General features: G+C 49.8%; 13 protein-coding genes and 1 other annotated feature. Of the genes, 8 read left to right on the top strand and 5 right to left on the bottom strand.

Annotation, left to right across the window (positions count from 1 at the left end; all coding sequences use genetic code 11):
- Positions 1-81 precede the first annotated feature (81 nt).
- Together HALTITAN_RS02340 and HALTITAN_RS02335 are read left to right on the top strand one after the other, a co-directional pair.
- Positions 82-288: an AbrB/MazE/SpoVT family DNA-binding domain-containing protein gene (locus tag HALTITAN_RS02340; protein ID WP_039857552.1), complete on the top strand. Its 207-nt coding sequence runs from the start codon at positions 82-84 to the stop codon at positions 286-288.
- A 676-nt stretch (positions 289-964) separates the two neighbouring features.
- Entirely contained in the window at positions 965-1,234 is a 270-nt protein-coding gene (locus HALTITAN_RS02335) for an MbcA/ParS/Xre antitoxin family protein (RefSeq protein WP_050712926.1), read from the top strand.
- 299 nt (positions 1,235-1,533) lie between these two features.
- On the opposite strand, the gene HALTITAN_RS02330 is transcribed toward HALTITAN_RS02335, so the two are convergent.
- On the bottom strand, positions 1,534-2,949 hold the full coding sequence (locus tag HALTITAN_RS02330) for an amidase (protein ID WP_009286126.1): 1,416 nt from the start codon (positions 2,947-2,949) through the stop codon (positions 1,534-1,536).
- Positions 2,950-3,136: 187 nt separating this feature from the next.
- Here HALTITAN_RS02330 and HALTITAN_RS02325 point away from each other — a divergent pair, with 187 nt between their 5' ends.
- The 5 genes from HALTITAN_RS02325 to HALTITAN_RS02305 are packed head-to-tail and all read left to right on the top strand — an operon-like array spanning position 3,137 to position 7,611.
- The gene (locus HALTITAN_RS02325; protein WP_039857551.1) at positions 3,137-4,321 is read left to right on the top strand and encodes an ABC transporter substrate-binding protein; all 1,185 of its coding nucleotides are present in this window, start codon (positions 3,137-3,139) and stop codon (positions 4,319-4,321) included.
- Between the two features lie 33 nt (positions 4,322-4,354).
- Entirely contained in the window at positions 4,355-5,242 is an 888-nt protein-coding gene (locus HALTITAN_RS02320) for a branched-chain amino acid ABC transporter permease (RefSeq protein ID WP_009286124.1), read from the top strand.
- Positions 5,239-6,192: a branched-chain amino acid ABC transporter permease gene (locus HALTITAN_RS02315; protein WP_009286123.1), complete on the top strand. Its 954-nt coding sequence runs from the start codon at positions 5,239-5,241 to the stop codon at positions 6,190-6,192. Before HALTITAN_RS02320 ends, HALTITAN_RS02315 begins: the two co-directional genes overlap by 4 nt.
- The gene (locus tag HALTITAN_RS02310) at positions 6,170-6,886 is read left to right on the top strand and encodes an ABC transporter ATP-binding protein (RefSeq protein WP_039857548.1); all 717 of its coding nucleotides are present in this window, start codon (positions 6,170-6,172) and stop codon (positions 6,884-6,886) included. Before HALTITAN_RS02315 ends, HALTITAN_RS02310 begins: the two co-directional genes overlap by 23 nt.
- On the top strand, positions 6,886-7,611 hold the full coding sequence (locus HALTITAN_RS02305) for an ABC transporter ATP-binding protein (RefSeq protein WP_039857545.1): 726 nt from the start codon (positions 6,886-6,888) through the stop codon (positions 7,609-7,611). Before HALTITAN_RS02310 ends, HALTITAN_RS02305 begins: the two co-directional genes overlap by 1 nt.
- A gap of 560 nt (positions 7,612-8,171) precedes the next feature.
- Here HALTITAN_RS02305 and HALTITAN_RS02300 read toward each other — a convergent pair.
- The 4 genes from HALTITAN_RS02300 to HALTITAN_RS02285 all read right to left on the bottom strand — a co-directional run bounded on the left by HALTITAN_RS02300 (position 8,172) and on the right by HALTITAN_RS02285 (position 13,199).
- Positions 8,172-8,657 carry a MarR family winged helix-turn-helix transcriptional regulator gene (locus tag HALTITAN_RS02300; RefSeq protein WP_039857542.1) on the bottom strand — a complete coding sequence of 162 codons (486 nt, stop codon included), beginning with the start codon at positions 8,655-8,657 and terminating at the stop codon, positions 8,172-8,174.
- Positions 8,658-8,708: 51 nt separating this feature from the next.
- Complete coding sequence (locus HALTITAN_RS02295; protein WP_039857540.1) at positions 8,709-9,896, bottom strand: Gfo/Idh/MocA family oxidoreductase; 1,188 nt, start codon at positions 9,894-9,896, stop codon at positions 8,709-8,711.
- Positions 9,897-9,911: 15 nt separating this feature from the next.
- On the bottom strand, positions 9,912-10,901 hold the full coding sequence (locus HALTITAN_RS02290) for a PDR/VanB family oxidoreductase (protein WP_009286122.1): 990 nt from the start codon (positions 10,899-10,901) through the stop codon (positions 9,912-9,914).
- A 1,081-nt stretch (positions 10,902-11,982) separates the two neighbouring features.
- Positions 11,983-13,199 (bottom strand): IS3 family transposase gene (locus tag HALTITAN_RS02285; RefSeq protein WP_085947139.1). Its coding sequence is split into 2 segments (ribosomal slippage): positions 11,983-12,914 and positions 12,914-13,199, totalling 1,218 coding nucleotides; the frame shifts between segments, so codons are not numbered across the junction.
- Positions 12,808-12,924: a sequence feature (AL1L pseudoknot), on the bottom strand. Its footprint overlaps the gene before it by 117 nt.
- A gap of 273 nt (positions 13,200-13,472) precedes the next feature.
- Here HALTITAN_RS02285 and HALTITAN_RS02275 point away from each other — a divergent pair.
- On the top strand, positions 13,473-14,771 hold the full coding sequence (locus tag HALTITAN_RS02275) for a Rieske 2Fe-2S domain-containing protein (RefSeq protein ID WP_051051808.1): 1,299 nt from the start codon (positions 13,473-13,475) through the stop codon (positions 14,769-14,771).
- Positions 14,772-14,793 lie beyond the last annotated feature (22 nt).

Raw genomic sequence — 14,793 nt, 5'->3', positions numbered from 1 at the left:
GGGGCTTATGAAAGCGTTGAAACCTCACTGTGAGTATCAATCTCTAAGATATATTGGTTCTTTCTAATAAGGCGGTATGCTATGAAAAGTCCTTTAGACACATTGCGAGGCAGTGTTAACACGCAAGGGAATGTTGTTGCTTTTGATAATGAAAATGATTGGGAAGCCTTAGGCGATTCACCCAGGTATACGCTCGAAGAGCTGCTTCATCAGTGTGATCCGTCAGCGCCTGAGGCTGCTGATATGATTGCTTGGCAGAATCTTAAAAAAGTAGGTCGAGAAGAGTGAGCCACTGTTGCTGATGGTATCGGCGCAAAGCGGAGAAGCTCGAGAAGCTGCGTACTAGGATTGAAGCGGATCGTGATTGTGCGGGTTCTGGATAGATACACGTTTGGCATGTGCATAGCACTCGTGTATTTTCTGCTATTATCTTAATCATGCGCGGCATTATTAGAGGTGAAATCATGAATGATGCGTCTCAATTTTGGATAGGTATATCGCCGATTTTGTTTATCATGATCGCTACATTAATTGCTGGCGGCTATACGGTATACAAGAATATTAAGCGCTCTAAGGGTAAATAAACGACTTTGTGCCTATGGTAAAACCTTATGAGCCCTGTGAACTTATTCCCTCAGTTAATGCTGTACTGAACTCATAAATTGAAGTTTCAATATGCCATATCCATCCTTGTTCACTTCTCACCTGTCTTTGTATCAAATGATATGGAGTCTTGTGGGCATTGGCTAAATTGGCAGAAATAGATTAGCCAGCTAGTTATAATTTCTACTGGTGAATGCAGGATCACTATTGATTAGATAGAGTGCATCATAAAAATTTAATTGCTTTAATTAAATTATATTTGTTCTACTCCTATAATGCTGAAAGCGAAAGCAAGCTTTCTTAAAAATTTAGTAGTTAATGTTGGACGAGGAGGGCTCTATGCAATCTAATAAAGAAGAGTATGGAAACCATGCCTGAACAATCAAGCACACCAGATGAAAACGATCAGACAGCCAAACTGGATTATCAGCTTGAGCGACTTATTAGAGTCGCAACTGTCAGCATGTTAGCTGCAGATGTGTGGGAGGACAAAGATGCCGCTGTTGCTTGGCTTTCTCGACCAAACGAATCGTTAAGCGGCAAAATTCCTATAGTGCTCTGTGAAACTGAAACTGGAGCGAAACAGGTTCAGCGTGTGTTAAATGCTTTGGAGTGGGGCGGCTCCGCATGAAGTGTTTTACATATGATGAATATCGTGTATGTCAGCTGACGGCCGAGGCTGTGTAAAAACGCTTGAAGAGTCTCGACCGGCCAAAAAATGATCAAAAATCTCGCTTCCTCGTTAAATTTGAGTCATCTTCATTGCGAAATTTCTCCAGATTTCGCGTACGGACGCTAACTTCTGGACGGCTTAACAGTTTTCACACAACCTCGGCCATGAGCTTACTTTAAGTGGATACTTGATGATGCACTGAATCGCCTCGAGTATTCTAGACACCCGTTAGGCTCTTCAAGTAACGCCTTTCATACTCAACGCATCGAATGGCCATGAAAAGGTTTGGGTTGTTGGACTGGATCCAGAAGGTTCTCCAAGGCGACGGCAATGGCTAATAGCCTCGAATCAGAGTTTCCTGGGCCATTTAATTGCAAGCCCAGTGGCAAGCCATCCGAGTTTGTTCCCATTGGTAGGGTAACGGCGCACCAATCAAAATAATTGGCGGGTTGGGTATTTCGCGTCATCCCCATCGCCGCCTGCATCGCCATGTCAGGATTTTCTAGTTCACTCAATTTCTGCGGTGGCGCCTGAGTGGTAGGGCTAACAATTACGACTACTTGATCAAACAAAGATTTCGCTGCCTCAATATGACAGTGCCGCTCTTCCGCCAGTGTTAGGTAGTGATGGGCTTTGATATCAATCCCCTTATCAATACGTGCACGAATAATGGGATCGACAAGCGCTTTATGGTCCAAAAAGAATTCTTCTCCCAGCCATGCGAGTAAGTGCGCAGGCATGGCAACAGGGAAGTAACGCTCACGTCCATCCACATCGGGTACATGTAGGGAAACCTGCTTTACACCACTCGCTTCAAACCCTGAAAGGGCATGTTCAAATGCGTTTTTCATTTCCGCATCGATGCCATCGAGGAAGTAATTGTCTGGCACGCCCAACGTGAGCTGACCAGGCGTTATCGAAGCATGATGAGTTTGTGATGACGGATTGATTCTGGCATTCAACGCATCGAAGGCAATGGCAGCATCCTGAGCAGTTCGAGTAAGTAAGCCGATGGAGTCGGTATTGGGCTCAAGGGGAAAGGCACCCTCAGTGGGCCATAGGCCTACCGTGGTCTTTAAGCCGAACAAGCCGCACATCGCTGCCGGCACCCTGACGGATCCTCCTGTATCGCTACCGATAGATAAGCCACATAAACCCGAAGCGAGCGCGACCCCGGCGCCTGAGCTTGAACCCCCAGGCAGCCGATGTTGCTGATCATCCCACGGATTCCAGGGCGTGCCACGAGAGACGGAGTGCCCCGTTATCCCAAGTGCAAACTCGACCATCCGAGTGGTTCCCAGAATTACGCAACCCGACGACTTCAACGCACGGATGAAGGTTCCTTCCTGCGTGCCCAGTTTGTCCTGAATAGGCAGATTGGAGCCCGCATGCGGGGTCATCCCATCGATAACAAATAGATCCTTAACTGAGACCGGCAGCCCCATCAGCGGACCTAAGTCGACTCCATTGGCCAACAGCGTATCCATGGCGCGTGCTGTGGCTAGGGCACGGCGGGCATCCACTGTTTCATAGGCACAGAGCAACGGATCCAATATGCCGATACGGGCTAAATACGCGCTCACCGCTTGCTCCGAAGTGATTTCACCTCTGCGCAGCGCGGCGGCAAAGCCAGCGATTCCGAGTGACGCTACTGGATCCGAAGGGATAGTCATGAAAACTCCTTAATTAATAAATGAGCGACCAGATTGGTACATGGCAGTGTAAGGGTGCGTACCGTTTAAAGATTTTGTCTTGCAGCCGTTAGCAAGCTTGGTCTATACATAATTAGTCGTGAATAATCGAAATGCCACTAAAAAATCGACATAAATGGTTTTTATAGATATTGATGGGAGACAAACAATGAAGAAATTGATCGCTGCCGCTTCCGTGGCCCCCTGGCTTCTGGCGGCCCCCGCTGTATTAGCTGATATCGAAGTTGGTGTCATTAATAGCTTGTCGGGTCCCTTCGCCGCCTTTGGTGAGCGCTATCAGGCAGGAATGGAAGTCGCGTTGGAGGAAATCAACGAAGGCGGTGGGGTGAGGGGAGAACCTCTGGAGCTGGTCGTGCAAGATGACCGCTCTGAAGCTACCAGTGCGTTGGCAGCGATCGAGTCACTTAATCGACAGGATGTTCCTTTGATTATGGGCTCCTATGCATCAAGCATTACTGGGCCGATGGCACAGCTAATGACCCGCCAAGAGATTCCGCTCATTGTACTCGGCAGCGCAGACAACAGTATTACCAAACCTGGCTCGCCCTGGGTATTTCGTGCCAAGCACAACTCAACGATTGTGGCTGAAAGCTATTTCGACTATTTCGATTTCCTACGTGAACAAGACGATAGCTTGGAAACCGTCGCCATGCTGTATGGCAATGGGGCTTGGCCGGAGTCTTTGGCCGAAGAGGGCGCACGTTTAGCCGAAGAACGGGGCTATGAAATCGTAGGAGACCAATCTTATGATCAAGGCACCTCTGATTTTCGCCCCATCCTCAACCGTTTCCGCTCCGAGGAGCCCGACCTGCTCTATGTGGTTGCCTACGCTGAAGATGGGGTCGCTATTGCGCGTCAAATGCGCGAGGTAAACCTCAATCCCAAGGCTGTGGCGATCGACACTGGCGCCGCCTTGCCTAGCTTCGTCGATCAGGTGGGTGATCTTGCCGAGTATGTGGCCACTGTGGTGAGTTGGAGCAAGGACGTTCAGTACGAGGGCGTGGAAGATCTCTATGAACGCCTTAAGGCCAAGACGGGCGAAGAGCCTACCTTCTACGAAGCAGAGGGTTATCTGGCACTTCGTGTTGCAGCCGATGCGCTTGAACGTGCCGACTCCCTTGAGCGTAGTGACGTCAGAGATGCGCTAGCCGAAACCGATCTGGATACACCGGTCACTCATGTTGTGTTTGAAAGCTTCGATGGCTTTCAAGGACAGAACCCGATTCGCAGCCTTGTATTACAGATCCAGGACGGTGAGCACGTCACCGTATTTCCAGCCGACCTGGCTGCTGAAGAAGTTCGGTACCCAACACCGGTATGGGACGAGCGCTAATCGGGACGCCTGCATGGCACAACTTGAGAGATCATGATGTTTGACTATGTATCCTTCCTGCAAAATCTGTCTAATGGGGTGTTGATCGGTGGGGTCTATGCGCTGATTGGGGTAGGCCTAACGCTGGTGTTCGGGGTAATGAAGCTAATCAACTTCGCCCACGGGGACTTCGTTATTCTGGGCATGTATTGCGCCGTATTGCTCAACTCCCTACTTGGCTGGGATCCTTACCTTTCTCTACTTGTTGCCATGCCTCTTGGGTTTATGGCCGGGGCATTACTACAGCGATTAGTGCTCTCCCGATTAATGGAAGCACCGCCAGAAAGTTCGCTCCTGGTCACCCTGGGGCTAGCCTTGGTTATTGGCAATATATTGTTATTGACCTTTGGCGCCGAGCCCAAGTCCGTCAATGTGTCGTATGCTTCTAGTACGGTTTCCCTGGGGGATGTCAGCTTTTCATTGATCCTGCTGCTCGCGGGTCTGGCAACGATGGTGGTGATTGCCGGACTCTATACGGTACTCAACCATACGGAACTGGGCCGTGCCATTCGTGCCACTGCTGACAATCGATTAGGTGCCGAACTCGTTGGTATCAATACCCGTTGGATCGAAGCCGTGGTCTTCGGTATTGGCATGGCCCTGGCCGTTACAGCAGGCGTTGTACTGATTCCGCTGCTGTTTGCCACGCCGACATTTTCGGGCGCCATCTTCACGCTTAAGGCTTTTGTGGTCACTGTGCTAGGCGGGCTTGGGAACATCGGGGCTGCTATCGCTGGCGGGCTCCTGCTGGGGGTGGTAGAGGTGATGGGGGCTTCATATCTTACATCGGACTACCGAGACGCCTACGGTCTACTGGTCTTCCTGTTGATATTGTTGCTAAGACCTGAGGGCCTATTCGGGAAGACGGTGAAACGCGTATGAAAAAGCACTACATCATTTTTGCCGGATTAGTTCTGATGGGTATTTTTTATCCACAGATGTTCCCGGGCTATCTATCGGTGGCCATTACCTTGCTGTTATATGCTGGCTGGGCCACCGCCTGGGACATTCTGGGAGGGTGGGCCGGTCAGGTGAGCTTAGGCCATGCGAGCTTCGTAGGACTTGGTGCCTACTTCGTTGCAGTGGGGACATCCCATTACGAAATTGCTCCTTGGTGGACGGTCCTGATGGTACTGTTCGCTGCCTCTCTGGTGGCCTACCTATGGGGTCGCCTGACTTTTAAGCTCAAGGGGCCTTACTTCACACTATCCACCATCGCCATCGCTGAGATCTTTCGACTGATCGCCATTAATGAAGGCTGGTTGACCGGCGGCGCGACGGGGGTCTTTATTATGACACTGCCGGAGCCCTTTGGGCTGGATCTCTTCTCTCGCCAGGTCAACTACTATCTGGCGCTGGCATTCGCGGCGATAACCGTCTTGGTAGTGATGCTTATATCGCGCAGCAAGTTCGGCTACCAGCTTCGCGCCGTGCGAGAAGATGAAGACTCCGCCATGGCGTCGGGCATAAATCCCACTACCGTCAAGCTGAAAGCGTTTATGCTCTCGGGGGCATTAACGGCACTGGGAGGAGGTATCTATGCGATTTTTCTCTCCTTTATCGAACCTCACATCATTTTTTACCTGCTGCTGTCGGTACAGATCGCTTTAACGGCCATCATCGGTGGGCGGGGTACCATCTGGGGGCCATGCATAGGGGCATTGCTGGTCGTGGGGTCGGGTGAGATATTCCGGACGACGTTCGCCGAGGCCAATATGTTGATTTACGGCTTGTTAATCATGGTCGTGGTTATCTTTATGCCTCGTGGCATTGTTGGCGAGCCAGCGCGTTATTTGATCAGGAGGGTTTATGCCAAGCGCGCTCAGAGCTGATGGTATCACCGTCAAATTCGGTGGTGTCGTCGCGGTAAATGATGTTTCGCTGGATGTCGAGCAAGGCAAAATCCTTGGATTGATCGGACCGAACGGAGCGGGCAAGACCACATTATTTAATGCCCTAACGGGCTTCGTTACTCCCCAGGCAGGCCGCATTTACTTACACGGGAAGGAGATCACCCGACTTCCCCCGTATATGCGCACACGTGTTGGTATTGGGCGTACATTTCAGACGGAAAGACCCTTCGAAGAACTGACATTGCTAGAGAATGTCCTGGTGGCGGCCTTCCTTAAGGAGCCCAAGCGCAAGAAAGCCGAACGATTGGCCATGGACGTCCTAGAAAAGGTGGGCTTAGCCGACCGATATGACCAACCCGCCTTGGATCTGAACTTGGCCAGACGTCGACGCCTCGAGCTCGCCAAAGCGCTGGCCGTCCAACCCAGTGTTTTGTTCCTTGATGAGATGATGGCCGGTCTCAATCCCCCCGCACTTAAAGGCATGATCGGTTTTGTGCGTCAATTGACTGACCAGAACCTGACCATCGTGATGGTGGAGCACATCATGGAGGCCATCATTGCCTTATCGGATCATGTGATTGTTATGGCAAACGGCAGTGTGATTACCGAGGGTTTACCAGGCGATGTGATCGAAGATCCACGCGTCATTACCGCCTATCTGGGAGAGGACTGATGTCAGATCAAGCGGATAATGTACTGAGTGTCCAGAATGTGGATCTCGGTTATGGTTCATTAAAGGTGGTCTTCGACGCCTCGCTGACGGTCAAAAGTGGTGAACTGGTGGGATTGATTGGCGGCAATGGCAGTGGCAAGTCGACCATCCTGCGAGCAGTGTCAGGGATGATTAAACCCTGGAAAGGAACCATTCACTTTGATGGACAAGAAGTTTCTGGGCGTAAACCGCATGAGATGGCGCGCTTGGGGCTCGCTCATGTACCGATGGGGCGTCAACTGTTCGGCAATATGACAGTACACGATAACCTGTTGTTGGGGGCCTCACTGCCCTCAGCACGTGAGCGTCGTGACGAAAATCTGGAGAAAGTTCTAACGCTCTTTCCTGATCTTAAAAAGTACGCCCGTGAAAAAGCAGTGCAACTTTCGGGGGGGCAACAGCAGATGGTGGCGATTGCTCGGGGGTTGATGCTTGGTCCTAAGATGCTCCTGCTGGATGAACCTAGCCTGGGATTGTCGCCCCTATTGGTCAAGGATGTGATGGCGGCAATACGCCGAGTAGCCGATACCGGCATGCCTATTTTGTTGGTCGAACAGAATGTTAAGCAGGTGTTACAGGTTAGTGATCGCGCATATGTGCTTGAAAATGGTTATCAAGTCTTAGATGGGCCTTCCAGAGTGTTGCAGGGAAATGAGATGATTAAGAAGGCCTACCTGGGGCTTTGAAAGGCAGTAACTAATCCCATTGGATATACTCAAAGAGCGGGCTAATGAGGATTTCATTGAGTCAGTGGCATTAATCTACGAGAACGGTCACGAGGCCCAGAGAGAAATTAAACGCTCGATATTTGCGTGGTCGTACTGCAAAAAGCTTTTTCTGGTGCTTAAAGTCTACAATACTATTGCACTTGAAATGTGAGGCAGCCACTTCACAATGGGTTAGATACTTTTTGAACATTATTTAACGTATAGAAACTCATATGGTGTCGACGAGATCTGGGAGCAAAGCTGCAGAAAAGAATTATTTCTCGTCGAGGATCGATAAATCGCAAGACATCGTCAATAGGCTGTTTGACACTAAGAGAGCGCCCTTTTCGGGATAGACCGCATGGTTTGCCGGCAAAGTAGGAGTTAACAACTGTCGAGAAGCGAAAAAAGCGCAGCGTTTAATTTGCCTACGGCAACGACCTATCCAGGACGCCTGCTTAGGAGAGGCCATGCAGGACGCTATGGCAGGCGAAGGGCAGTTGCAATTGGCGAGAGTAAAGCGGAATCTGATTAAATATTTATTCACTAACAATTGCTAAATTGCTAATGATTTTAAGGAGAGTTCGACGCGTAACTCTTAAATCTTCACACTCTACCCCCTCCACAGCAATATCGTTAACTTCCTCAGCAAGCGGTATCAAAGTTTTCTTGAGATCTCTTCCTTTCTGCGTCAGATAGATATGAATGTTTTTCCGGTTTCCATTCAGTTGCCGACGTTCGATTAGTCCATTAGCTTCCATCGCTTTTAAAGCGGTAAAAGTTGTAGGCTCCATAAGCCCTGCTTGTTCGCTAAGCTCCCGTTGAGTCAAGCCTTCAGTAACCCATAAAACACGTAAGAAAGACCAGTGGCCGAAGCTTACTGAATGCTCCGCCAAACGTGCCTGAAGACTTTTTGTCAACACTCGGCCAGCATCACGTATCAAGTGTGCCAGTCGATCATCTGGCACATCTTCTTGCCAATGAAGTAGAACGGATCGGGTTTCTTGGTTTTGAGTACGAGGCATCCTGGAATACTCCAAAGAATCTAAATCCTGCCAGCTATTATAACACACCAGTTAAGGCATAATTGCCTGGTGGGAAAGCATGATTTCGTGCCCATTCTGGGCTGAGTCTAAAATTGCCAAACAGACTTCCATCGTTGCCATTCCCCATTCCCCTGTGTGAATGGGTTGATGATTATTGCGTATGGCACCAATCAGTTCGTCCAAGACCTCACGCCGCGGGATCACAGGTGCTGGCAATGGTTCCAAATAGCGTCTTGTATGAGCATATACTTGCACCCCCTGCGGCATGGGACGAATATCAGCGTTATCACATGAAACAAGAACAAAGCCGAAATGATTATGCGCGCTGTCCTGTGGTCGGCTATTAGACAAACATAAACCTGAGCCATAGGTACGGGCATTTTTGAGGTCAGCCTCCTGTTCCGGACTGTCAACTTCCGCCAGCTTTGCCCTGGCAAAACCATACTGATCGGGGTCTCGAGGCTGCCCAAGCTCACCTGACCAACCACAGAGTTCATCGCTGTCAAAGTGAGCGAAGCCGCTATAGGTTATGTTAGCAAAGGCATCATTATTAAAGGTGAGCAGCGCACTGTAAGCGCCTTCTGTGGGGCGTGCAGGATCCCAACTTCCAGTGACGGCTCGAACGCTCTTGACGCTATCTCCGCCAAGAAGACGTACAATATCGACCTGATGGGCGGCCTGACTGAACACCACACCACCGCCCTGTATCGTGTCTAGCTCTTCAGGACGGCGAGGTCGGTAGAGAAAATCGGTGTAATTGAAGGCGCTAATCATACGTACCTTCCCGAAAGCTTGGCTGTCGATCATCTCGCGAGCCTTTAGATAGGGTGCGTCAAAGCTATGACTATGCCCAACAATTAACCATCGATTAGCACGTCGCATGGCATTGATCATAGCTTGGCAATCCTCAAGGGAGAGTGCCATTGGCTTCTCGACAAGGACATGCTTGCCATGTGCCGCCGCTAATTCAACATGCTTACGATGAAACTGATGGGGAGTAGCAATATATACCACTTCAACTTCGGGGTCGGCGCAAAGATCGGCGACCTCAGCGTAAGTGGAGGCATCGAAATCTTCACGAAACTGTTGGCGAGCCTCTGAGCGGGGGTCGGCAGCAGCCACTAAGCTAATGCCTGGATGGGCCGCAAGAGTGGGTAGCAGCAACATGAAACCGCGGCCCAATCCTGCGACGCCTAGTTTTAATTGAGGGTCTGTCACTGAGCACACTCCATATTAGCGTAAAGAATCATTTGGAAGGTCAATTACCAATTCTTCCGAACACGCACGTGAGACACAGACCATGATGTGATTCTGACGATCGGCTTCCGATAAGACTAAATCTCGGTGCTCCGCTTCCCCTTCCAATAGCTGTGTGCGACAGGAGCCGCAGGTTCCGCTTTCACAGGAATAAGGAACATGATGACCATTAGCTCTTAATGCCTCAAGAATTGAGACACCTACCGGAACCGGGATCGCCTCTCCAGTCTTGTGAAGGCGTACCGTGAAAGGGGTGTCATCTGCCGTGTTAACTGTTTGACTCGTACCAAAGTCCTCAAACCTCACACTCGATGGAGACCAGTGACCAGTCATGTCTTTAACCGCTTCCATTAGACCTCGGGGGCCGCAACAGTAGATATGAGCTCCCTTGGGTTGCTCAAGGATTGGCCATAAGTCATAAGCGTTTTCGGGGTCTCCATGATCATGATGGATCACTATCTTGCCCCGATATTCTGGAGCGCTGAGTTCTTTCAAAAAAGCGGTTTGAGACGGCTCACGTGTTAAGTAATAGAGCTTAAAGGGTTTGCCACTCGTAGCCCTGAGATGGTGAATCATAGAGAGAATAGGAGTGATGCCGATACCTCCAGCTATGAAGATATAGCGGGCTGGGTTGCCTTCAAGCTCGAAGTCGTTTTGAGGCACTGATACCTTGAGTCGGTCACCAAGCTGAGCCTCGTCCACCAAGCTCTTGGATCCGCCTTTGCCAGTATCTTCACGTTTAACGGCAATGACATACCTATCGTGCTCATCAGGAGCATTGCATAACGAATAGAAACGCTCTTGCCCGTTAGGAGTCTCAAGTCTTATATGAGAACCGGGGGTAAATTCGGGAAGTTCGCCACCATCAGGATCAACTAATTCAAAGCGGTGGATGCCGTCAGCGATCTCGTCCCGAGCGGAAACGATTAGCTCATGCATAAGAAGTTTGTCTGAGGGGGTAGACATAACATACTCACTATTGTTGTGGTGTTTTCGAAAAATAATTATATATCTAAGTATTTTGGCAGTGTAAATACAAGTAGGTGGCGTTCTACTTTAGTCGCATTTGGCGCTAATGAATTTTTTGCTTGCCGTTAGACCGTTCTGACTGATGCCAGATTATGCACTGTAGAAAGAGAGATATTTCAAACAGCCTCCCAACTTACTGAAGGGGAATACAGGTTCTAAGTGAGTATAAACGGTGGCAAAACCATCGTATGAATAGCAAGGCCGATACTTACAGAAAAGGATCAGCAACTCCGAAGAGGGATTGTAGTTGACACGGGGTTGGCTGAACGATGGGGTGAAAGTCGTTTTTGCCGCAGTGAACGGACTGACGTTGTTGGCATGCAACACTAGAGACTAATCGACAACTAACTAACTCAGTCAGGAAGGCTTCCCAGCCGATAATAGACCGTCTGTAAATATCGAGCATCATCACTCGATAGTTAGTAGCACTCGCTCGTATCTAACGGCTAGGAGTCATGGCTTGGCAATTCGCATCTCGCGATTTCTGGTGCCCTAGATGCATGCCTTCATGTCGGGTATATGCTACTAGGCCACAACGAATCTTACTGGTCGATTCGTCGTTGCTCAGTCACTGAATCAGCCCTTCCTTATGTTCGCCAACGGGCAAGGGTTAGATGGCGCTAGAGACTCTCTCGTGACAGATACAAGCATCTGCAAAGCTGGCCATTATCATACTTAGCTTGCTCACGATTTGATCTGAAGACAAGTGTTCACTGCCCAACAGCAGCTTCCATTTGGAGCGACAGACAGCGCTTTGAGCGCAGTGTTGCGTCTGCACACGAACACAATAGGTACTCGATAGATTTTGGTTGCGTCGTTCTTCCCGGCTGAGAGTAGAGACGTAGAACGCCACAGCATATGAATAACCTAGCAGAAGCTCTTACGTGCAGGGTGATGCGCTCTTCGATACTGCATTCTCAATACAGCATAAATCCGTCACCTCCCTTAAATTTACAAGTGTTTCGCCCAGCTAAGTGTCTGAACCGCCCCGGTTATTCCGGAGACCGGTTTGTTTGAGTCAGGCAGCTTCACCCGACTCCTCCAATTGACGATAATACGTCCTTTCTCGTTCTGCTGGTGGAACGTTTCCTATGGGTTCCAGCAGTCGGCGATTGTTAAACCAGTCAACCCATCCCAGCGTGGCATACTCAACGGCATCTCGCCCTTTCCATGGTCCACGATGGTGAATCACCTCCGTTTTGAATAAGCCGATGATGGTCTCGGCCAGCGCATTGTCGTAGGAGTCACCGGTGGTGCCGACTGAGGCATCGATACCCTCATCAGCCATACGCTCTGTGTAGCGGATCGAGAGATATTGGCTTCCTCTATCACTATGGTGGATTAACCCTTGCCTGTGCTTTCGTGCCCACAGGGCTTGCTCCAGAGCGTCCAGTACCAATCCCGTTTTCATCGACGTTGCTACACGCCAACCCACGATACAGCGTGCATAAACATCGATAACGAACGCAACGTAAACGAAGCCAGACCAGGTAGCGACATACGTGAAATCGGCCACCCAAAGCTGATTAGGACGCATGGCCGTAAAGTCACGTTTCACTAAATCAGGTGCTCGTTTCTGGCCGGGATCACTGATCGTCGTGAAGGGGCGTTGGCCTCGCACCACGCCGCGAATTCCCAGGCGTCGCATGAGTCGCTCTACGGTGCAACGAGCAACATTAACGCCCTCACGGCGGAGTTGCCGCCAGACCTTACGAGCACCGTAGACGCAGAAGTTTTCTTCCCACACTCGCTGAATCTCAGCGGTAAGAAACGCATCCTGCCGATATCGATCTGCCCGCCGCTCAGGATCAGTCTCAAGTGCCTTGTGGTGGTAATACGTCGATGGGGCGATTGGCAGCTGGCTACAAATCGACTCGACCCCGAACTGAGCACGATGCTCGTCGATAAATGACACCATCAATTGGGTTTGCGGTCGAGCTCCGCCTGGGCGAAAAAAGCAGCCGCCTTGCGGAGAATTTCATTAGCGCGCTTCAATTCGACGTTTTCACGCTCTAGCTGCTTGAGTCGTTCATTTTCAGGCAGGTTAGCCGAGCTATCTTCCTGCGTGAGTTCTGAGCGTTTGCACCAGGCTCTTAAGGTCTCTGGTGTACAGCCAAACTTGCTGGCAATGGAGCAGATCGCCGCCCACTTGGACGGGTATTCGCCTTGCTGTTCAAGGACTAATCGAACAGCTCGCTCTCGGACTTCTGGGGAATATCGTTTTGGTGAGTTCATAACTCCATCCTCTCAAGATATGGAGTCTCCGGTAAAGCCGGGGCGGTTCAGTCTACGGCTAAGATCATTTTCGTTAAATATACAAATATTAGCTGTCACTAAAAAATATCTTTATCGCACTCAAGCATAAAAAAACATGCGACTTTGGTCTGTTTGACATAGTGATGAAAGGCTCTATGGTTAGATATGTAAGTTAGATATCTAATTATATTCACAGAGCCATAAGTTCAGCTTGAAACTTATAAATCCAAACAAAAATGGAGACCGGGTCTTATGTTGACACAAGAAGAGAATGATTTACTTTGCCGTGTTGAAGGTGATGCGCCTATGGGTGAGATCATGCGCCGACACTGGCTGCCGGCCTGCCTATCCGAGGAAGTCGAAGAGCCGGACGGTGATCCGGTGCGGGTACGTTTGCTTGGTGAAGATCTAGTCGCGTTCCGCGATACAGAAGGAAGAGTAGGGATACTGGACGAGATGTGCCCGCATAGGCGTGCTTCGCTGGTGCTGGGTCGTAACGAAGAATGTGGATTACGGTGCCTTTATCATGGCTGGAAAATGGATGTCGATGGCAATGTTTTGGAAATGTCGTCTGAGCCACCAGAATCGAAGATGACAGAAAAGGTAAAACATAAGGCTTACCCAACCCATGAAGCAGCGGGTTTTATCTGGGTCTACATGGGGCCATCCGAGGAACAACCGGAGTTCATACCACCAGTTTTCCAGCCTAGCCCCGAAACCAAAGTGTCCATCTCCAAGGTGATCATTGACTGTAATTGGGCTCAGATTCTTGAGGGCGCAATAGATTCGGCACACTCTTCAAGCCTACATTCCACGGACATGGTTCCTGCCCGTAAGGATGGTGCCGAAGCGACTGATAAACTCTGGCTACGCCCCTCCACTGATAAAGCACCACGCTTGGAAGTGCAACAAACACCATTCGGCTTCAGATACGTAGCGCTTCGCCGGCCGATTAAAGATGCCAAGACGCATAATTATGTACGTACTACGCTCTTTATTGCTCCTTTTACCGTACAGATCCCTCCTAATAATCTCTACGATATCGCGATATTGCATGTGCCAATTGATGATACCCATACAGCATTTCACTTTATTGCCTGGGGTGATGCGAACACGACTCCAGATACAGAGTCTTGGCGTAAATTTCTCCACACGCAAGTTGGGCTCGACGTGGATAAGCACTTCCGTAAGTTTCGCACACGAGAAAACAACTACTGGCAGGATCGCCGAATAATGCAACTCGGCACCAGCTTTACTGGGATTGCGGGCATCCCTAACCAAGATATCGCGATGTGGGAAACCATGGGTCCTATCGCCGACCGTAGTCATGATCGTCTCGGAGCAAGCGACTTGGCTATTGTCGAGTTCCGTCGACAGATGGTTCAAGCCGCTAAAACCATGCAACAAGATGGAAAGGCTATCGGCGCTGAAGAGCCAAGAATTCCACACTACAAGCTCAAGTCGTTTCAAGGCATTGTCCCGAAAGAAGAAGACTGGCGTCAATTGGGTACTGCACCTGAAGAAGAGGAGTTATATGAGAGCTTACAGTAACCATCAAACTCTTAAACGATGA

Source organism: Vreelandella titanicae BH1, from assembly GCF_000336575.1.
In the GTDB taxonomy this organism is placed as follows: domain Bacteria; phylum Pseudomonadota; class Gammaproteobacteria; order Pseudomonadales; family Halomonadaceae; genus Vreelandella; species Vreelandella titanicae.
This window is presented reverse-complemented; position numbering and strand designations above follow the sequence as displayed.